Below are 19,709 nucleotides of genomic sequence, written 5' to 3'. Positions count from 1 at the left end.
AAAAGGGATTGCAGCGATTCAATAAAAGTTAATTAATTGTGACAGATGCTTGATGTTCAGAATCAAGCTTGCTATAACGTTCAATCAAATCGTTTTGGACAAACAGTATAATAACAATCGAAGGGGATCATAATAGTGAACAAGTCTCAACTTATCGACCAAATTGCTGCTGGCGCAGATATTTCAAAAGCAGCTGCCGGCCGCGCTCTAGATGCATTCACTGACTCAGTAACTGCAGCACTTAAAGACGGTGACCAAGTGGCACTAGTCGGTTTCGGTACTTTCTCAGTACGTGAGCGCTCTGCTCGTAGTGGTCGTAATCCACAAACTGGTGAGACTATTCAGATTTCAGCGGCGAAAGTTCCATCTTTCAAAGCTGGTAAAGCTCTGAAAGACGCTTGTAACTAAGCAAAACTTGCAAGAAAAAGGCGATGGCTTATGCCATCGCCTTTTTTATTTGTAACGCCGAATTTATCATTTCCCACTATTTTCTTTATCTCACCTATAGCGCGACAGTGCATTGCGCATCACGCTGCGGTTTTATTGGACAATAGAAGGATTAGTTTTTGTTAAGCCGTTTATCTTCACAGGTATTAGGTTATAATCACCGCTTATTTTTTGCCATGATGTTAGCGTAGGCATTATCCAACGCTAAAGGGCAAGTGTAGTAAGCAACGGAGTTGAAGAACAATCATGCTAGAAAGAATCAGAGAAGGTTCTCAAGGCCCATGGGCAATGGCAATTATTGCCCTAATCGTATTGAGTTTCGTGTTTGCTGGTGTAGGAAGCTACCTGACGTCTTCAGGTACTACGGCAGTAGCAACAGTTAATGGCGAAGAAATTTCTGCTCAGGAATTAGAACGCGGTTATCAGAACCAACGGGCACAAATGGAATCACAATTTGGCGAGAGCATTGCCCAGTTGTTTTCAAGCGAACAGTATTTAAGTGACTTTCGTCGTAACGTACTAGATAGACTTATTGCTGAAAAACTTATTCAGCAACAAGCACAGGAAATGGGCTTACGCGTTAGCGATGCTCAAATTCGTGAAACTATCGTACAAATGCCAGAGTTTCAGTTCGGTGGTCAATTCGACAACGACCGTTTCCAAACTATTTTGCGTCAAAACGGCTTTCAGGTTGCTGACTTCCGTGATTATTTACGCATTCAAATGACACAAAATCAATTGGCTGCAGCGTTAACCAATTCTGAGTTTGCATTGCCTGGAGAAGCTGAACGTGCGAATGCATTACAGCTTCAAACTCGTGACGCTAAATACGTGATGATTGATTCTGCTTCATTCGCCGACTCGGTGGAAGTAACAGAAGATGATATTGGCGAATATTACAACGCTAACATCACTGCATTTGATACCGAAGAGCAAATTAAGCTTGCCTATGTATCACTGACAGTAGAAGACGTTAAAAGCCGCGTAAGCGTCGATGACGAAGCCGTTCGCACTTACTATGACAATAACCTTAGCGGTTATGGCAAAGAAGAAGAGCGTCGAGTTTCACATATTCTTATCGAGTCAGGTGATGACGCTGATGCAGCAAAAGCGAAAACTCAAGCACTATTAGACCAACTGAACGACGGTGCTGATTTTGCTGAGTTAGCTGAAAGTAATTCAGATGACACCTTTTCAGCTGAAAATGGTGGTGATCTAGATTTTATTACTCCTGGAATGATGGACGATGCGTTTGATGAAGCGGTATTTAGTTTAGCGAATGTGGGTGACTATACCGACGTTGTTGAAACTGAATTCGGTTTTCACATCATTAAATTGACTGAACTTAAAGAAGCGCAAGTTCAAGCATTTGAAGACGTAGAAGCAGAAATCCGCGAGACATTGCTTACCGATAAAGCATTAGAAGAATTCTTCGAGCTGCAAAACACCATGGCTGAAATTGCATTTGAAGTGCCTGATACACTAGAAGATGTTGCTAACGCCGTTGACTTACCGGTACAAGAAACAGGTTTGTTTAGCCGTAACACTGTGCCAGTAAATATGAGCTCACCAGCACTGACTGAAGTCGCGTTTTCTTCTGAACTTATCGATGAAGGCGTGAACAGTGATATTATCGAACTAGATGATGAAACGGTAGTTGTTGTGCGTGTTGTAGAGCACTTGCCACAGCGTACTCAAGCCCTAGACGAAGTTCGTGATGGAATTGTATCAACAGTGAAAGCACAGAAAGCACAAGAAGCTGCTGAAAGCTGGGCTACAAGTGTTGTTGAATCGCTTCAGCAAGGCGAAAGTGTAGATGCAACATTAGCAGAAAAGTCTCTTAACTGGGAAAGTGCTGAAGCAGTGGCGAGAAGTGGTAGTACTTTAAACCGCAGTATCGTTGATAAACTATTTACCTTATCTACTGAAGCTGAAAAGCGTGTAGATGTGGTAGCAACCGTGAACGGTGACGTGGCCATTGTTGAGCTTGTTAAAGTGAACAGTGCGCCTGCGCTAAGTGCTGAGATGTCAGAAAGTCTGAAACCTCGTTTAGCACAGATGCAAGGCCAGCGTGTTTACCAACAGTTCATCGAAGCGTTACGTGCTGATGCCGATGTTACGGTGTCTGAAAGCCTTTAGTATTGTTTAGCTTACTACATAGGTTTTCGCGAGCATATAACGTAGTTAATACGTAAAGTCGTGATATTTTAGTCTTAGCGGTAAGCGTAGAATACGTAAAAAAGCCAGAGTTGGAGCAGCGATAATAACAATCGCTTGTTCAACACTGGCTTTTTTGTGGGCGTCTTATCGGTAAGCAAAAGAGCTAATGAGTGAGAAATAGCATAACAGCGTAAAATGCCGCAATAACACTCGACAGCACCAGTATGTAAGTAAAACCTTGTTTGCCTTGTGCTAGGGAATAGCTATTCACCCTCAAGTAGCCAAACCACAATAACGACAAGATAAGTGGTATTAGTACAATAATCTTTAGCAAAACTCGACCTCGCGTTGTATCGGTAAAGGGGGATTAAATTTTATGTAGGGTAACCGCTTCTAGTAATAACTTTAGCTCGCTGCCTAAATACAAGTTTATCGATAGAATCATCTATAACCCTAACTATATATGACTACAGTATATAAGGGGAAATCAGTTTAGCCTTGTCATTTCCTTGTCTTAATTTTGTTATCTGTGTGTCATCTTTACTTTGTGTAATAACAGGTAAGCAAACTTAGACTTCATTTATTCTTATGAACAATACTGCGCTTTCGTTGGTCCACCACGCTAGAAGCATTCATTTTGCAGAAGTACTTATGGCACGGGAATCCATTACCCCCGTTGACGCTGGGTGCCAAAGCTATCTAATGCACCGATTAGAAAAGCTAGGCTTTGCATGTGAAAAGCACAAAGTGGAAGGGGTGACTAATTTAATCGCTAAATGGGGGGATGGGCCTATCCATTTTGCTTTTTCTGGCCACACCGATGTAGTGCCACCAGGCCCATTAGAAAAATGGAAATCTAATCCCTTTTGCCCAGTGATAAGTCAAAATAAACTTTATGGTCGCGGCGCTGCCGATATGAAAACGGGTGTTGCTGCCATGCTAGCAGCAACAGAAAGAGCGCTACCATCACTGGATTCAAACCAATATACGTATTGGTGGTTGATTACCAGTGATGAAGAAGGCGAGGCTGAATATGGCTCTAAATGGATAAAGGCCTATTTAGATGCCAAACAAATTACACTTGATATGTGCTTAGTAGGCGAGCCTACTGCTACGCATACTACCGGCGACACCATTAAAGTAGGCCGCAGAGGTTCATTGTCGGGCACAATTTTGGTATCAGGAAAACAAGGGCATGTTGCTTACCCGCATACGTGCGATAACGCAATTCACAAAGCAAGCCGTATCATACAGGCGTTATCCTCCTACGAGTTTGAACAAGGTAGCCTCGACTTTCCAGGTACGTCTTTGCAAGTCACTCACGTAGATACGGGCGCGTTTACAGATAATTTAGTGTCGGGTAGTACCCGTATTGAATTTAATGTGCGTTACGCATGGCAATTTAACCGTGACAGCTTAGTTAAGTTATTAACACGTATTATCGGTGAGGTAGATGCCAGCGCGTCGATCAGCTGGTCTCGACCCTGTGAATCCTATTTGAGTAGAAGCAATACTGAAAAGCGCTGCTTAATTAATATTACAGAAAAAGCCATTCGACAAGCCACTGGACGTTACCCTGTGGTCAGCACGTCTGGCGGTACCTCAGACGGGCGGTTTTTTGCATCAGACACAACCCAAGTGGTAGAAGTGGGTGTGCCAAATGCCACCATCCACCAAGTTAATGAACACGTTCACCTATCAGATATTGTGACCCTGGAAGACATTTTCACAGATGTTTTATTGAGTCTGTAAAGCCCGTATTAGATTCATATGCCAACTAAAATAAGAAAAGCGCCAACGGGCGCTTTTCTTATTTTAGTGTAGTGTCTTCTATAGGGTGGTTGACGTAAATCAGGTAATCAAACCGTCTAAATTAGCCATATGTAAACCTCTACGCTGACTGTTTAAGCTCAGGTTTTAATTGTGTTGCGCCTAAATAGCGTTCCTTTTTCTTTTGGGTTAACGCTTCTAAATCGACCACCACTAGGCCGTCTATGCAGTCGTTAAAGTCAGGGTCTACATTAAAATCTAAGAACGCCACGCCACCGGTTTTCGATAGTTCGCTGTATTGCTTGTATAAGGTAGGTACGTTCACGCCCATATTGGCGAGTAAATGCTTTAATTGAGTAAACTCAGATTTATAGTCGTTACCGGTAAAAGTATACAAGGGATCTTGCGACATTTGATAAGGCCGCTTAGAAGTGGCTTGCCCAAACTTAGCCGGAAAGTAAGTAGAGTAGAACTGTACAATTAAGTCTTTAGCTGGTTGAGGGTAAGCATTGCTTAAAGACACCGCGCCAAACATGTATCGATATTTCGGGTAGCGATTTAAAAATGCACCTATGCCCACCCATAAATAATCTAAACTACGTTTACCCCAGTAACAGGGTTGAACAAAGCTACGACCAAGTTCGAGCCCCTCTTTGAACAAGGTGCTGTTACTTTCCTCACTTCCATAGTCGAACAACGTTGCCGAATATAGACCGGTAGGGTGGTCTTTATGACTCAGTAACTCAGCATCGCCAAAACGATATGCCCCCACAATCTCTAAATTACTCTCATCCCAAAGAATTAAGTGATAGTAGTAAGTATCGTATTGGTCTATATCGCGGCGTTTGTTAGTACCTTCACCTACCGCACGAAAGGCCACTTCCCTTAAGCGGCCAATTTCACGCATAATCGGTGAGCAATTTTTATGTTGGTACAAATATATCGACTGACCATCGCTAGTGTGGCCTAAGTGTTCGCATTGCTTCATTGCGCGGGAAAGCTCTTTTCTATCTTCCGGCATGGCAACAGGCGCTTGGGTATCAAAAATACCTTTCTTGTTACTGCCAATTCGATATAAGTGGCGCTTAAATAGTTTTACCTGATCTTTTAGCGCTATGCTGTTTTGTTGATAAGACTCAAAGGGAATAAGCTCGCCTATACGCATAGGAAGGTGTTTTTTGCGTTGCTTAAACATTTCTTTTACCAGCAGCGCGGTGGCTAAAGGTTTGTACACCATGGATACCCCATAAAATAGCGGGCTATTTTTGGCATCAATATAAACCGGAAGAATAGGGGATTTGGCTTGTCGGGCGATACGTAAAAAACCAGAATGCCATAGGGTGTCACGGACACCTTGAGGCCGTAATCGGGACACTTCTCCGGCGGGAAATATTAAAATGGCCCCATCTGATTGTAGGTGCTTTTGAATAGCCCCTAAATGCTGTTTCGGCGTACCGCCTTGCATATTATTGACTGGCAGCAACATGTCATGCAGAGGCTCAATGGCCATGAGCATTTGGTTCGCCACTACTTTTAAGTCGTGACGCACTTCACTAACCAGTTTAATTAGCGCAAGGGCGTCTAGTGAGCCGATAGGGTGGTTGGCAATAATCACCACACGACCTTGTGAGGGAATACGCTCTTTCTCTACGTCTCGGGTAGAGTAGCTAATGTTAAAGTATTCGAGCACTTGCTCTACAAAGTCGATATCTTCGTAGTGGGGATAGGTTTCGCCGAACTCTATTATTTCTCGTTCATGCAAAAGGTGGCGCAGCACAAACGATAAAGACCTAAACAACAAGGGGTTGTTAGCCACTTGGGGATAGTGTTTATTTAGTACTTCATCAACAGTAAACATAGTCTTTCTCGGTTTTTGCGAACAATAGCAGGGGAATATGACGGTTTTCACACAGTTTGATGTCAGTTATCTGACAATGCAGACGCCCGCGTTTCGTATATCTAGAAACGCGGGGTTTAAGTGGTATGCTTATGCTGCTTTCGATGGTGAACTTTTCACTTTCAGTGGTGTAACATTATCTGCGTTGTTCATGGTCTCAAGGGAATAGATTAGCGTTAGGTTTCCATTTTCGTCTTCACCCAAAGCACTGCAGTTTTCCATCCAATCGCCATCGTTGATGTAATGAATACCGTTTTCCATTGTGCTTTCAGGGTGATGAATATGACCGCAAATAACCCCATCAAGCCCCATTTCTTCTGCGCGTGAACAGCATGCCTGGCGGTAGCGAGCTATCGCTTCGTTTGCCCCTTTGATATGCTTTTTAATGTAACCGGCAAGCGACCAGTACTCACGTTTACGCCAGCTACGAAAACGATTGAACTCGCGGTTTAAAAACAGCAGTAAGTCGTAACCTTTATCGCCAATCCACGCATGGAATTTACCCATGGTGACATCGCCATCAAATTGATCGCCATGTAACACAAGGTAACGTTTGCCTTGGGCCGTGGTATGAACAAGTTGGCGCTCAATCTCGATATCGCCAAATGCCATGCCGGAATAAGACTGAATGGGTTCGTCGTGGTTACCTGGGAGATAAACAACGCGGGTGCCATCTTGGCTCATCGCCATTAGTTTATGCATAACTTGATTGTGCGCTTGTGGCCAACGAAATTGTTTTGTCATTTGCCACATATCGACAATGTCGCCAACCAAATAAAGGGTGTCGACGGTGACGCTGTTTAAAAACGAAAGTAGGTATTCAGCTTTGCAATCACGATTGCCAAGGTGAATATCAGAAAGCCAAAGTGTGCGGTAATGTGTTTTTTTCATAGCAAGGTCCCAAAGCGATTGCCTTGGAACGCCACTATATGGAGGTTAATTGACAAAATGGTGACGCTTGTTTGACGATAGTGTTACAGGTGTCTATTTCAACAAAATCTGTTTTACAGAAGCTCGTTAGCTAGGGCTAATAACTCCTCTCGCATCCACTTATTTACTAAATCCTCATCAGCTTGCTTGTGCCAATACATGTGAATGGGCATAAGTGGCACGTCGAAGGGCAGTGTGGTAACCGCAACCGGTAGGCTGCTGGTAATCTGTTGTGCATAACGACTTGGTACAGTAAGTAATAAATCTGATTTACTGACAACACTAGCGGCAGCGAAGTAATGTTCGCACTGTAGCGCAAACTGTCGCGTGGCGTTTTCTTTCGCAAGCGCTAAATCTACCGTATCTAATCGAGAGTCTTTCAAGGTCACCAGTACATGGGACGCTGCTACATAATTCGCTAGCGTTTTATCTTTTAAAATGGGGTGTTCTTTCGCACAGATAAGTACGAAATGCTCGTCGCACACCAGTGTTGAACGAATATCTGGACCTGTAGGCACTAAAGCGTCGATGACGATATCGAGTTCTTTATTGGCAAGTGCATTTTCAAGTTCAGGGCGGGTAACTCGCCTGCTAGTCACCGTAATATTCGCTGCATTTTGCAACAGCTCGGGAACAAGTGCCGGTAAGAACGTTGACTCAAGAATGTCTCTTAGTCCTAATCTTAATTCCCTTTTATAGCGGCTGATATCGAATTCGATGGGATCCGACAGCGTAGATTCTAAATGCGAGAGGGCTTCTTTTACAGGCTGAATAATAGATTGGCATAATGGGGTTGGTACCATCCGCCTGCTGTGGCGCACAAATAACTCATCATCAAACTTTTCTCTTAATCGTGACATTGCATGACTAACGGCAGGCTGAGTTAAATGCAATGCTTTAGCGGCCGCAGTAATACTCTCTTCTTCGTATACGGCTTTGAGCACAAAAAACAAATTTAGGTCGATCTTTCCATGCATCATATTTATGAAATTCCATAAAGAAGTATCATTTTTATTTATTTTTATTGAGGTTACACTGGTTTAAATGTTAATGGAAGGATGCAGTTGTGAGTGAAACGTTAAAATCGGCCTCGAGCGATATGTTAAGAGAACAAGCCCAAAAAATGACATTGGGAGGTGATAAATTTGCTATTCCTATGCCGCCTTCGTTCGTTGATAAAAGCGAACAACAGGCGTATGAAAAACAGCGTTTGGCGTCGGCATTTCGCGCATTCGCTATGCATGGATTTGATGAAGGGCTTGCTGGGCATATTACTTTACGGGATTGTATCGACCCTGAAACGTTTTGGGTTAACCCATTGGCCGTGCATTTTTCTAAAATTAAAGCGTCGGATTTAGTCAGGGTAGATCACCATGGCAACATCGTAGAAGGTAAAGCCGTAATCAACTTAGCCGCGTTTGCCATTCATTCTCGCATTCATGCAGCGCGAGAAGATATCAATGCTGTTGCCCATGCACATACCACTTACGGCAGAGCGTTTGCGTCTTTAGGGGAGAAATTGTTGCCTATTTCACAAGATGCTTGTGTATTTTATGAAAACCATGGTTTGTTTGATACCTTCAACGGTGTAGTGGCCGAGGGGGAAGAGGGCGATTTAATTGCCGAAGCATTAGGTGGAGGCATTGGCGTAATATTAAAGAACCATGGTTTACTAACCGTTGGGTCTTCCGTAGATGCCGCTACTGCTAATTTTATTATGATGGATAGTTGTTGCCATAGCCAGTTACTTGCACAAGCGGCTGGCGGCCCCAAGCTAATTGACCACGAGACGGCAGTAAAGACACGCAAAGCAAATGGAAACGAGTTAGTCACGTGGGGCAATTATCAGCCTCTATACCAAGTGATTGAATCACAGGATCTGAGCTTTAAGAATTAGCCTAGTCCTTGATAAAGCAAGGTAGATATACTAGGTAGAACGGGCTAAAGCGTGAAGCCAGTTCATCTAGGTTCTATTAATTCAGAGTTACTCTGAACAACAAGCCGCAGACGATAAGTGTGAATCATCGTCCATTATTAACAATAAAAAAGGGCATATATGCAGGCCTCGATTTTTACCGAAATACTGCTTCCACTGGCTTTGGCTTTCGTGATGTTTGGTATGGGTCTTACGTTAACGGTAGCCGATTTTACTAGATTACTTAAGGCGCCTAAAGCCATTGTGGTGGGGCTGGTGGGGCAAACCGTATTGCTCCCCTTATTGGCGTTTGGCTTGTGTATGGCATTTTCCCTTCATCCAGCTATGGCGATTGGCATTATGATTTTATCAGCGTGTCCTGGTGGCACCATGAGTAACTTAATCAGTCATATAGGGCGGGCAAATCTAGCGTTATCTGTAAGTTTAACCGCGCTATCGACTTTTATTTGCGTATTTTCTACTCCCTTTATTATTCATTATTCAATGGATTATTTCGCCAAAGAGAATGCGCCTTCATTTTCCATCGTCACTACCGTAGTCGGCTTGGTGTGCGTGTCGATAGTGCCAGTCATCATTGGTATGGCAATACGACACTTCAAACCTAGCTTTTCTATTAAGGTAGAAGGGTTTTTTAGAACCTTTTCATTATGGTTCATGATTGCCATGATCGTTGGCATATTAATCAGTGAACGGGCGAATTTAATGGCGTCATTGGAAGAAGCCTTGCTAGTGTGCTTAGCACTGAATATTTTTGCAGTAGTGCTGGGGCTTATTTTGGCTTTTGCCTTTAAGTTGTCAAAAATTGACGGTATTACACTGTCGATAGAAGTGGGCGTACAAAACGCTGCGCTAGCTATGTTGATTTGTATTACCTTTTTGAACTCGCCTGAATTTGCTGTGGCGGCTGGGGTTTACGGATTAACTATGTATGCAGGCCCGGGGCTTTTAGCTGTGTGGTCGAAGCGTTTGAAAAATAAAACTAAAAGTGACGGTAAGGACAAACCACTCGCTACTCAAAAAGCCTAGGCTGCGCGTTAACAATAAGAGCAAAACATACGAGTACAAAACATGGGTACAGAAACCAATAACCTAAAAATAAATAACCTAAAAACAGATAATAAAGAAAAGCGCATCCTTATCACCGGTGGTGCCACGGGATTAGGGCAAGCTATTGCCCTTGCGTTAAGCGAACAATACGGTAAAAACGGCGAAAAATTGAAAGTTTGTATCGCTGATATCCATGAGCAGCGAGGGCAAGAAACCCTAGCGCTACTAACGGAAAAAGGCACAGAGGCTTTCTATCAAGCATGCGACATTACCCAAGATGATGATGTCGCTAATTTGGTTACCGCGATAGAAGCACGATGGGGCGGTGTTGATGTTGTGTTTAATAACGCAGGCGTTGCGTCAGGCGGTAGTTTAAGCGATGAAAGTATTGCGCAGTGGAAGTGGATTTTCGATATCAACCTATTAGGCATGGTTCGCGTCAGCAAGGCCATGCTGCCCTTGTTTAAAGCGCAGGGAGCGGGCTATTTTGTCAATATTGCCTCCCAAGCGGGGCTAACGCCTATTCCTTACATGAACAGCTATAACGCGGTGAAAGCGGCGGTGGTATCACTGTCTGAGACCATGAAGCTAGAGCTTGCGCCTGATAATATCGATGTGAGTGTGGTTTGCCCTAGCTTCTTTAAAACTAATCTTGATGAGTCGATGCGTAGCGATAACCCTGCCATGCACAAAATGATGGCGCGGTTTTTTAAAAAAGCAGATATGACCAAAGAAGAGGTTGCGCAAAGTATCTGCGATCAGATTGCCCAAAAGCGATTTTTAATCCTTACCCATAAATTGGGCAAGCGCGCATTTTTGATGAAGAAACTACTTCCTACCCAGATGTATATTAACAACATGCTAAAACAAACCAAAGCGATGAAACGTGCAATGGATAAACGGTAACCCATGACGAATACAGTATTAGATAAAGCAGTATCAGTAAGAGAAGGCGAAGAGCTAGACGTTAATGTTGTCGATGGGTGGCTAAAAAATCATATTCAAGACCTCATCGGCACACCTACGGTGACCCAATATTCAGGCGGTGCGTCTAACTGGACTTATTGTCTTGAATACGAAAATACGTCGTTAATATTACGCCGTGCGCCCGCGGGCACTAAAGCAAAAGGTGCCCATGATATGGGGCGAGAGTATCGCCTTCAAGCAGCGCTGAAGCCAGTGTATAGTTATGTGCCCGATATGCTGGCATATTGCGATGATGAAGCCGTAATTGGCACAGAATTCTATGTCATGGAAAAGCTGACAGGTGTTATTCCACGTAAGAATCTCCCTCGTGATTTAAAGACCTCCCCAGAACAGACCCATCAGCTGTGTAAAAATGTACTCGATAGCTTAATAGAGCTTCATAAGGTTGACTATAAGGCGGCTGGTTTAGACTCGATTGGAAAAGGTAGTGGTTACATAGAGCGCCAAATTACAGGCTGGAGTGAGCGCTATACGAAAGCAAAAACCTGGAATGCCCCTTCGGGCAAAGGCGTAATGCGGTGGCTTGAGGCTAATATGCCAAGCAAAGAGCGTATTTGCATTACCCATAACGATTTTAGATTCGACAATGTGGTGTTAGATCCTAACGACTACACCCATATTTTAGGTGTGCTTGATTGGGAATTGGCCACCCTTGGCGATCCGTTAATGGATTTAGGTAATACGCTAGCCTATTGGGTGAATGCAGACGATGATTTTCTGGCCCAATCTAGCCGCAGGCAGCCTACCCACCTCGCTGGCATGATGACACGAGATGAAGTGGTTGCTTATTACTGCAAGCAAATGGGCGTTGACGTTGATGATTTCACTTTTTATGAAGTGTACGGCTTGTTTCGATTAGCGGGTATCGCGCAACAAATTTACTATCGCTATCACCACGGTCAAACCAATAACCCCGCGTTTAAACACTTTTGGATATTCATTCACTACTTAATGTGGCGTTGTAAAAAGGCCATTCGAAAATCAGGAAAAAGAAAATGACAACAAGACAAAATATTCTGATCACGGGCGCAAGCTCAGGCCTTGGTAAAGGAATGGCGGCGGAGTTCGCAAAGCAAGGTAGCAACTTAGCATTGTGCGCAAGACGTTTAGACCGCTTAGAAGAACTTAGAAGCGAACTGCTAGCGGTAAATCCTAACATCAAGGTGTTGATTAAGTCGCTTGACGTGAACGACCATAACGCGGTCTTTGAAGTGTTTGATGCGTTTAAACAAGAGATGGGGCAACTCGATAGAGTTATTGTTAACGCGGGCATGGGCAAGGGCGCCTCTATTGGTACTGGCTTTTTTAATGCGAATAAGCAAACCGCAGAAACCAATTTTGTGGCTGCACTGGCGCAAGCCGAAGCGGCCATGACTATTTTCAGAGCGCAAAATGAAGGTCACCTAGTAACGATTTCATCAATTAGTGCGGTAAGAGGCTTCAGACGCGCTATGACGGTGTATGCCGCCACTAAAGCAGGTCTTACGTCTATGACAGAGGGTATCCGTTTAGATGTGATGAATACTCCAATTAAAGTGAGCTGTGTACATCCAGGGTTTATTCGCACCGAAATTAATGAAGCGGTAGAAAAAGTGCCGTTTATTGTCGATACCGAAACCGGTTGTAAGGCGTTGGTAAAAGCCATTAATAAGGAAAAAGCGGTGTCATATGTGCCAAGTTGGCCGTGGGCATTATTACATTGGGTACTACGTGTTGCGCCTTCAAGCGCCATTCGCAAAATGAGTTAGTGCCAAAACTCTAATAAAAGCTTCTGATAAAAGCCTCGAACAAAGGACACAAAAAAAGCGCCAATAGGCGCTTTTTTACTAACTGTAAAACTTAAGCTAAAGCTTTAATTTGTGCAGCTAGGCGGCTCTTGTGACGAGCAGCTTTATTCTTGTGAATCAAACCTTTAGTAGCCATTCTGTCAAGAATCGGAGTTGCAGCAGCAAATGCAGTTTGTGCACCTTCTTTATCACCACTAGCGATAGCAGCTACTACTTTCTTCAAGCTTGTACGAGTCATGGAGCGACGGCTAGCGTTATGCTGGCGACGCTTTTCGGCTTGGATTGCACGTTTCTTAGCAGACTTGATGTTAGCCAAGGTGTAACTCCCAAATAAATTCATGTCAAAAACGAGGGTGCGGATTTTGCCTATCATCCAGCCAAAAGTCAAACGATTTAACCCAATAAGTAGAAAGTTAATTTCTACATTAAATAAGATGTTTATCGAATGCTTTGGTTTTTCGGCCTGTTCTTAACAAAGGCGCTAATAAAGCGACAAATAAAAAGTACAGAACGAAATGGCTATTGTACATATGTACTCATGTGCACAGATACAGCACACAGATACAAATGAAACAGTACGAAACCATACCCACAACGGGCGCGGATTATAGCAAAAAAAATTCATGAGATGCACTTATATTTTGAATAATACGTTTCGCCGGTAACAGGGTTTCGTTATGATTGAGCGCTTAAGTGAATGAAATGTATCTATTGGAATAGTCTTAGTGTCACGGAAGTTATTAAAATCAGGCCTTATTGTCAGCGTAATGACGTTGATATCCCGCGTGTTAGGGTTAGTGCGAGATGTGGTAGTGGCAAGGCTAATGGGCGATGGCGCTGCCGCCGACGTGTTTTTCTTTGCAAATAAAATTCCTAACTTCCTGCGCCGATTATTTGCCGAGGGGGCATTTGCGCAAGCGTTCATTCCGGTATTAACCGAAGTACACCAAAATCACGAGAAAGCAGAGCTTAAAGCATTTGTTGCTAAAATTTCCGGCACGCTTGGAGCCATTGTGTTCGTGGTTTCCCTTATAGGCGTTATCGCGTCGCCAGTTTTAGCCGCGCTGTTCGGCACAGGGTGGTTCATTGCGTGGGTACAGGGCGATGAGGCAGGAGATAAATTCTTACTCGCATCAACCATGCTGAAAATCACCTTCCCCTATCTTGCCTTTGTATCGTTAACAGGCTTGGCAGGGGCTATCTTAAATACACTAAACAAATTTGCAGTAGCAGCGTTTACGCCAGTGCTACTTAACGTATGCATTATAGCCTGTGCGGTCTTTTTAGCTCCCGATATGGAGCAGCCGGCTTTCGCATTAGCGTGGGGGGTGTTTATAGGCGGTATAGTACAACTTGCCTTCCAACTGCCATTTTTGTATCGGGCGGGATTATTAGTAAAACCTAAATGGGGCTGGCGAGATGAAAACGTTGTTAAGGTGCGCACCTTGATGATCCCTGCATTGTTTGGGGTGTCGGTAGGGCAAATTAACTTGCTGTTCGATACCTTTATCGCCAGTTTCCTGATGACAGGCTCTATTAGCTGGCTATATTACTCCGACCGTTTGCTGGAGTTCCCGTTAGGGCTGTTTGGTATCGCTATCGCCACGGTAATATTGCCGGCGCTGTCGCGCAATCATGTAAGTAAAGATCCCAAAGCTTTTTCAGCCAATATAGATTGGGCATTTCGTATGGTGTGTTTGCTTGGTATTCCAGCCGCCGTAGGCTTAGCCACCATGGCGCGACCAATTTTAACCGTGATATTCCAGCGGGGGGCCTTTACGGCTGAAACGGCCACCATGGCCTCTTATTCATTAACCGCTTACGCATTTGGTTTATTGAGCTTTATGTTAGTAAAAGTACTCGCTCCTGGTTTTTACTCGCGCCAAGACACTAAAACCCCGGTTAAATTTGGTATTTGGTGCATGGTCGCCAATATGGTGTTTAACCTATTAGCAATTTGGTTTGGCTACGTGGGCTTAGCGATTGCTACAAGCATGTCGGCCACACTTAATGCCACATTGCTTTATATTACGCTGCACAAACAAGGGGTTTTTGTATTAAGTCGTACCTCAGTGATGTTTATAATTAGAGTACTGATTGCCAGCGCTGTGATGGGGGCGGTGATTTATTGTCGCGATAAGGGCGTGGCATTTTTCGACCTTGAATGGACAGTGCAAGTGGTGGATGTCGCCATTACTATCACATTATCTGCCGCCGCCTTCTTCTCATGTATGATTGTATTGGGTGCAAGACGTCGTCATTTCAAAAGTGGGGGCGGCTAATATTGGTATTCCGTGCTGGGTCGTTTATAATCGCGAGCTTTGAATTTTCAGTAGTAACTAAAGGCAGTGGCTAATAGTGGAATTTATCCGCGGGCTTAACAACGTAAAACCGCAACACAGCGGGTGTGTACTTACTATCGGGAAGTTTGATGGCGTGCACTTGGGCCATCAGGCAGTACTGAGTAATGTGCTTCAAAAAGCCAAAGCGCTGGGGTTGCCGGCCACGGTGATGGTATTCGAGCCTCAACCCGAGGAAGTCTTTACACCCGATAGAGCGCCTGCACGCATCAGTCCATTGCGTGAAAAGTACGAATTGCTGAAACAGCAAGGCGTCGACCGTTTATTGGCTGTACGTTTTAACAGAGCTTTTGCCAGTCAAAGTGCCGATACCTTCGTGCATGATTTGCTGGTGGATAAGCTAGGGGTTAAATTTCTTGTGGTCGGCGATGACTTTCGCTTTGGCCAAGGTCGTAAAGGCGACTTTGCCATGCTGCAAGCCGCTGGGCAAAAGTACGGCTTTGAGGTGGTTAGCACGCAAAGCTTTATGATGCATGCTCATCGTATTAGCTCTACTGCAGTGCGAGAAGCACTGGCTGATTCGGATTTTGCGCTTGGTGAAGAAATGTTAGGTAGGCCGTTTGCTGTGTATGGTCGAGTTGTACATGGTGAAAAGAAAGGGCGCACGATAGGGTTTCCTACCGCCAATGTCATGCTGAAGCGTTGCAGAGCACCAATTCACGGGGTATTTGCGGTACATGTTGCCGTAGATGGAAAAAAATTCAATGGCGTGGCAAACATTGGTACTCGCCCCACGTTAAACGGGGTGCGAAACCAGTTAGAGGTGCACATCTTCGATATGTCAGCCGACCTTTACGGGAAACCAATGACCGTGTTTCCTGTTGCAAAAATACGAGATGAACAGAAATTTGACTCGTTTGAGATACTAAAAGCACAAATTCAGGCCGATGCCGCTAAGGCGCGCCTGTTATTAGAATAGTGAAACGTGATAAAGTCACCACGCTTAACATAGCGTCGACCAATGCAAGCCTATACAGCGCCTAACGAGGCGTTGGGTATTATTAAAGGTAACCGGATAATACAATTATATGAGTGATTATAAAGCCACATTAAACCTACCCGAAACCGCCTTTCCAATGCGCGGTAACCTTGCTCAGCGTGAGCCTAAAATGCTTAAAGACTGGCAGGAAAAAGGGGTATACACAAAGATTAGAGAAGCGAAGAAAGGTAAGAAGCCTTTCATTCTTCATGATGGCCCTCCGTACGCAAACGGCGATATTCATATTGGTCACGCAGTAAATAAAATTCTTAAAGACATTATAGTTAAGTCTAAAACCTTGTCTGATTTCGACTCGCCGTATGTGCCGGGTTGGGACTGTCACGGTTTACCTATTGAATTAATGGTAGAGAAAAAAGTCGGCAAGCCGGGCAAAAAAGTGACGGCTGCTGAGTTTCGCCAAAAGTGCCGCGAATACGCACAACGTCAAATTGACGGCCAAATGGCTGACTTTAAGCGCCTTGGTGTGTTTGGTACGTGGGAGAATCCCTATAAAACTATGGATTTTCGCTCAGAAGCCGACATTATTCGCGCACTGGGTAAAGTGGTTGAATCGGGCCATTTAGAAAAAGGCTTTAAGCCAGTTCATTGGTGTACAGATTGTGGTTCTGCATTGGCAGAAGCAGAAGTAGAATACCAAGACAAAATCTCACCTGCTATAGATGTGAAATTCCCTGTTGCTGATGCAGACGCTATTGCGGCTGCGTTTGGAGTAACGAGTGAAGACTTAACCGCGCACAAAGCGGGCGTGGTTATCTGGACAACGACCCCGTGGACGCTGCCTGCCAACCGCGCCATCAGCTTGCACCCAGAATTAACCTACGCGATTGTAGAAATCACGTCGACCAACGAATGGTTAGTGGTTGCGCAAGATTTGCTTGAAAGCTGCATGACGCGCTATGGTATTGAAGAGTATCGTGAAGTAGCGACCTGTGTAGGTTCAAGCTTAGATAAACTGCTAGTTAATCATCCGTTCTTAGATTTAAAAGTACCGCTAATTTTGGGCGAGCACGTTACCACTGAATCTGGTACAGGTTGTGTTCACACCGCGCCTGCTCACGGTGTTGACGATTTCAATGTAGGTAAACAATACGACATTGAAGTGTACAACCCAGTCGGTAATAACGGTGTGTATTTAGAAAACACGCCTTTATTTGCCGGCCAGTTCGTATTTAAAGCCAATGATACCATTGTTGAAACGGTAAAAGAGAACGGTAACCTAGTGCTTAACGTGAAATATGAGCACAGCTACCCGCATTGCTGGCGCCATAAAACGCCTATCATTTTCCGTGCTACGCCGCAGTGGTTTATCAGCATGGATAAAAAAGGCTTACGTGCTGAGTCAATCGAACAAATTAAACAAACTAAATGGATCCCAGAGTGGGGCGAAAACCGCATCCAGAAAATGGTAGAAGGTCGTCCAGACTGGTGTATTTCTCGCCAGCGTACATGGGGCGTCCCTATTCCTTTATACGTGCACAAACTTACCGGTGAACTTCACCCTGAGTCAGTTGCACTTGTGGAAAAAGTGGCCGCTGAGGTGGAAACTAAAGGTATTCAAGCGTGGTGGGATATTGACGATGCTGCACTACTAGGTAGCGAAGCCGATAACTACGACAAAGTCACCGATACCCTAGACGTATGGTTCGACTCAGGCGTTACGCACTACTTCGTTGTTGACCAACGTGAAGACATTCCAGCTAGCGCCGATTTGTACCTTGAAGGGTCAGACCAACATCGTGGTTGGTTTATGTCATCGCTAATGACGTCTACCGCCATGCATGGCCACGCACCCTATAAAGAAGTGTTAACTCACGGCTTTACCGTAGATGCCCACGGCAGAAAAATGTCGAAGTCGGTAGGTAATGTAGTTGCACCGCAAGAAGTAACAAACAAACTTGGCGCAGACATTCTTCGTTTGTGGGTGGCTTCTACTGACTACCGCGGTGAAATTGCGGTGTCTGATGAAATTTTAAAACGTGCTGCTGATGCATATCGTCGTTTACGTAACACGTCACGTTTCTTACTAGCAAACCTTAATGGCTTTCAGCCAGAAGATGCTTTGCGAGAAGACGAGATGGTTGCACTAGACCGCTGGATTGTAGCGCGTGCTAAAGCATTACAAGAAGAACTTGTTGAAGCGTTTGAAAAGTACGATTTATTAGTCGTTACGCAAAAGCTTATGCACTTCTGTTCCATCGAGTTAGGTTCATTCTACCTAGATGTCATTAAAGACAGACAGTACACGGCGAAATCTGACGGCAATGCTCGTCGTTCTTGTCAAACTGCGCTGTACCATATTATGGAGGCGTTAGTTCGTTGGATGGCACCCATCACAAGCTTTACGGCGCAGGAGATTTGGGAAGCTTTACCGGGCGAGCGTAGTGAATTTGTATTTACCGAAACCTGGTACGAAGGCTTTAACAGCTTCACGCAAAGTGACGTATTTAACGACGAACTATGGCACCAAGTGTTAAGCGTAAAAGACGCAGCAAACCAAGCTATGGAACAAGCCCGTAAAGACGGTCAGTTAGGCGGTTCGTTAGAAGCGAAAATTGACTTGTATGCTACAGAGTCTTTGTTTAACACCTTGGCTTCACTTGAAGATGAATTACGCTTTGTATTAATTACATCGGCAGTGAATTTGACTAAAGTAGAAAGTGCACCAGACAATGCTGCGGCTACCGATGTTGAAGGTTTATGGTTAAGCGTAAACAAAGCAAGCGGCGACAAATGTGTTCGTTGTTGGCACCATCGTGAAGATGTTGGCACCCATAAGGGGCACGAAGAATTATGTGGCCGTTGTGTAACCAACATTGATGGCGAAGGGGAAACGCGTCAGTATGCTTAATACTACGGCGGATACTAAGCCTAAGCTATTCAGTGAAACTGGTTTACGGTTTCTTTGGATAACCTTGATTGCATTCGTGCTAGATCAGGTGACCAAATACGCGGTGTTAGGTGGTATGTCACTTTATCAATCGATAGAGGTATTACCATTTTTCAATTTAACTTACGTACACAATTATGGCGCGGCATTTAGCTTTCTTGATAGTGCCGGTGGTTGGCAGCGATGGTTTTTTACTGCCATCGCTACTGTCGTCAGTGTGGTTATTTTATGGTGGTTGAAACAATCGCCTAAAAACCAAACCCTGTTGCCTGTCGCCTTTTCTTTTATTTTGGGTGGCGCGCTAGGTAACGTTTACGATCGTTTAGTGCATGGATATGTAATCGATTTTCTTGATTTTCATGTAAACAACATGCACTGGCCAGCCTTCAATATTGCCGATAGCGCTATATTTATTGGTGCAGCCCTATTAATTATTGATATGTTCAAGAACGGCGAGAAGCACAAAAGCGCCGATCCAACCAACACGTCAAAGCAGTAACC

Annotated in this window: 16 protein-coding genes; 12 read left to right on the top strand and 4 right to left on the bottom strand. The window is 44.3% G+C overall.

Features of this window, described 5'->3' with window-relative positions; genetic code table 11:
- The first annotated feature begins 135 nt into the window (after positions 1 to 135).
- The 3 genes from hupB (at position 136) to dapE (ending at position 4,359) form a co-directional block, all read left to right on the top strand.
- Positions 136 to 408, top strand: a complete 273-nt coding sequence (gene hupB / locus KYS23_RS14390; RefSeq protein ID WP_012518978.1) for a nucleoid-associated protein HU-beta — start codon at positions 136 to 138, stop codon at positions 406 to 408.
- Between the two features lie 285 nt (positions 409 to 693).
- On the top strand, positions 694 to 2,586 hold the full coding sequence (locus tag KYS23_RS14385) for a SurA N-terminal domain-containing protein (protein WP_218396020.1): 1,893 nt from the start codon (positions 694 to 696) through the stop codon (positions 2,584 to 2,586).
- 609 nt (positions 2,587 to 3,195) lie between these two features.
- Positions 3,196 to 4,359, top strand: coding sequence for a succinyl-diaminopimelate desuccinylase (gene dapE, locus KYS23_RS14380; RefSeq protein ID WP_218396022.1), 1,164 nt, complete (start codon positions 3,196 to 3,198; stop codon positions 4,357 to 4,359).
- Positions 4,360 to 4,498: 139 nt separating this feature from the next.
- Here dapE and olsF read toward each other — a convergent pair whose 3' ends face one another.
- The 3 genes from olsF to KYS23_RS14365 all read right to left on the bottom strand — a co-directional run bounded on the left by olsF (position 4,499) and on the right by KYS23_RS14365 (position 8,184).
- Positions 4,499 to 6,235 carry a bifunctional ornithine lipid synthase OlsF gene (gene olsF / locus KYS23_RS14375; RefSeq protein ID WP_218396024.1) on the bottom strand — a complete coding sequence of 579 codons (1,737 nt, stop codon included), beginning with the start codon at positions 6,233 to 6,235 and terminating at the stop codon, positions 4,499 to 4,501.
- Between the two features lie 129 nt (positions 6,236 to 6,364).
- Positions 6,365 to 7,165: a UDP-2,3-diacylglucosamine diphosphatase gene (locus tag KYS23_RS14370; RefSeq protein ID WP_218396026.1), complete on the bottom strand. Its 801-nt coding sequence runs from the start codon at positions 7,163 to 7,165 to the stop codon at positions 6,365 to 6,367.
- 113 nt (positions 7,166 to 7,278) lie between these two features.
- Positions 7,279 to 8,184 carry a LysR family transcriptional regulator gene (locus tag KYS23_RS14365; protein WP_218396028.1) on the bottom strand — a complete coding sequence of 302 codons (906 nt, stop codon included), beginning with the start codon at positions 8,182 to 8,184 and terminating at the stop codon, positions 7,279 to 7,281.
- A gap of 119 nt (positions 8,185 to 8,303) precedes the next feature.
- On the opposite strand from KYS23_RS14365, the gene KYS23_RS14360 reads away from it, so the two are divergent.
- The 5 genes from KYS23_RS14360 (at position 8,304) to KYS23_RS14340 (ending at position 12,922) form a co-directional block, all read left to right on the top strand.
- Positions 8,304 to 9,101 (top strand): class II aldolase/adducin family protein, encoded by a 798-nt coding sequence (locus KYS23_RS14360; protein ID WP_218396073.1) that lies wholly within the window; start codon positions 8,304 to 8,306, stop codon positions 9,099 to 9,101.
- 159 nt (positions 9,102 to 9,260) lie between these two features.
- A complete protein-coding gene (locus KYS23_RS14355; protein WP_218419151.1) occupies positions 9,261 to 10,166 on the top strand; it encodes a bile acid:sodium symporter family protein in 906 nt (301 codons plus the stop codon).
- Positions 10,167 to 10,208: 42 nt separating this feature from the next.
- Positions 10,209 to 11,093, top strand: coding sequence for an SDR family oxidoreductase (locus tag KYS23_RS14350; RefSeq protein WP_218396032.1), 885 nt, complete (start codon positions 10,209 to 10,211; stop codon positions 11,091 to 11,093).
- Between the two features lie 3 nt (positions 11,094 to 11,096).
- On the top strand, positions 11,097 to 12,173 hold the full coding sequence (locus KYS23_RS14345; protein ID WP_218396034.1) for a phosphotransferase family protein: 1,077 nt from the start codon (positions 11,097 to 11,099) through the stop codon (positions 12,171 to 12,173).
- Complete coding sequence (locus KYS23_RS14340; protein ID WP_159532137.1) at positions 12,170 to 12,922, top strand: SDR family oxidoreductase; 753 nt, start codon at positions 12,170 to 12,172, stop codon at positions 12,920 to 12,922. Before KYS23_RS14345 ends, KYS23_RS14340 begins: the two co-directional genes overlap by 4 nt.
- A 91-nt stretch (positions 12,923 to 13,013) precedes the next feature.
- Here KYS23_RS14340 and rpsT read toward each other — a convergent pair whose 3' ends face one another.
- A complete protein-coding gene (rpsT, locus tag KYS23_RS14335; RefSeq protein WP_013783316.1) occupies positions 13,014 to 13,277 on the bottom strand; it encodes a 30S ribosomal protein S20 in 264 nt (87 codons plus the stop codon).
- Between the two features lie 409 nt (positions 13,278 to 13,686).
- Between rpsT and murJ the strand changes: the two genes are divergently transcribed.
- The 4 genes from murJ (at position 13,687) to lspA (ending at position 19,707) form a co-directional block, all read left to right on the top strand.
- Positions 13,687 to 15,243 (top strand): murein biosynthesis integral membrane protein MurJ, encoded by a 1,557-nt coding sequence (murJ, locus tag KYS23_RS14330; protein WP_218396036.1) that lies wholly within the window; start codon positions 13,687 to 13,689, stop codon positions 15,241 to 15,243.
- A 76-nt stretch (positions 15,244 to 15,319) separates the two neighbouring features.
- Positions 15,320 to 16,240, top strand: coding sequence for a bifunctional riboflavin kinase/FAD synthetase (ribF, locus tag KYS23_RS14325; RefSeq protein WP_013783318.1), 921 nt, complete (start codon positions 15,320 to 15,322; stop codon positions 16,238 to 16,240).
- 109 nt (positions 16,241 to 16,349) lie between these two features.
- The gene (ileS, locus tag KYS23_RS14320; protein ID WP_218419149.1) at positions 16,350 to 19,169 is read left to right on the top strand and encodes an isoleucine--tRNA ligase; all 2,820 of its coding nucleotides are present in this window, start codon (positions 16,350 to 16,352) and stop codon (positions 19,167 to 19,169) included.
- The gene (gene lspA, locus KYS23_RS14315; protein ID WP_159532131.1) at positions 19,162 to 19,707 is read left to right on the top strand and encodes a signal peptidase II; all 546 of its coding nucleotides are present in this window, start codon (positions 19,162 to 19,164) and stop codon (positions 19,705 to 19,707) included. The genes ileS and lspA overlap by 8 nt, the downstream gene beginning before the upstream one ends.
- Positions 19,708 to 19,709 lie beyond the last annotated feature (2 nt).

This window comes from Alteromonas lipotrueae, from assembly GCF_019249255.1.
Taxonomy (GTDB): Bacteria; Pseudomonadota; Gammaproteobacteria; order Enterobacterales; family Alteromonadaceae; genus Alteromonas; species Alteromonas lipotrueae.
This window is presented reverse-complemented; position numbering and strand designations above follow the sequence as displayed.

What these genes read in the sequence shown, in the direction of transcription:
- KYS23_RS14385 (WP_218396020.1), top strand. Translation starts at nt 694, where the DNA reads ATGCTAGAAAGAATCAGAGAAGGTTCTCAAGGCCCATGGGCAATGGCA.
- dapE (WP_218396022.1), top strand. Translation starts at nt 3,196, where the DNA reads ATGAACAATACTGCGCTTTCGTTGGTCCACCACGCTAGAAGCATTCAT.
- olsF (WP_218396024.1), bottom strand. Translation starts at nt 6,235, where the DNA reads ATGTTTACTGTTGATGAAGTACTAAATAAACACTATCCCCAAGTGGCT.
- KYS23_RS14370 (WP_218396026.1), bottom strand. Translation starts at nt 7,165, where the DNA reads ATGAAAAAAACACATTACCGCACACTTTGGCTTTCTGATATTCACCTT.
- KYS23_RS14365 (WP_218396028.1), bottom strand. Translation starts at nt 8,184, where the DNA reads ATGATGCATGGAAAGATCGACCTAAATTTGTTTTTTGTGCTCAAAGCC.
- KYS23_RS14360 (WP_218396073.1), top strand. Translation starts at nt 8,304, where the DNA reads ATGTTAAGAGAACAAGCCCAAAAAATGACATTGGGAGGTGATAAATTT.
- KYS23_RS14355 (WP_218419151.1), top strand. Translation starts at nt 9,261, where the DNA reads ATGCAGGCCTCGATTTTTACCGAAATACTGCTTCCACTGGCTTTGGCT.
- KYS23_RS14350 (WP_218396032.1), top strand. Translation starts at nt 10,209, where the DNA reads ATGGGTACAGAAACCAATAACCTAAAAATAAATAACCTAAAAACAGAT.
- KYS23_RS14345 (WP_218396034.1), top strand. Translation starts at nt 11,097, where the DNA reads ATGACGAATACAGTATTAGATAAAGCAGTATCAGTAAGAGAAGGCGAA.
- KYS23_RS14340 (WP_159532137.1), top strand. Translation starts at nt 12,170, where the DNA reads ATGACAACAAGACAAAATATTCTGATCACGGGCGCAAGCTCAGGCCTT.
- ileS (WP_218419149.1), top strand. Translation starts at nt 16,350, where the DNA reads ATGAGTGATTATAAAGCCACATTAAACCTACCCGAAACCGCCTTTCCA.
- lspA (WP_159532131.1), top strand. Translation starts at nt 19,162, where the DNA reads ATGCTTAATACTACGGCGGATACTAAGCCTAAGCTATTCAGTGAAACT.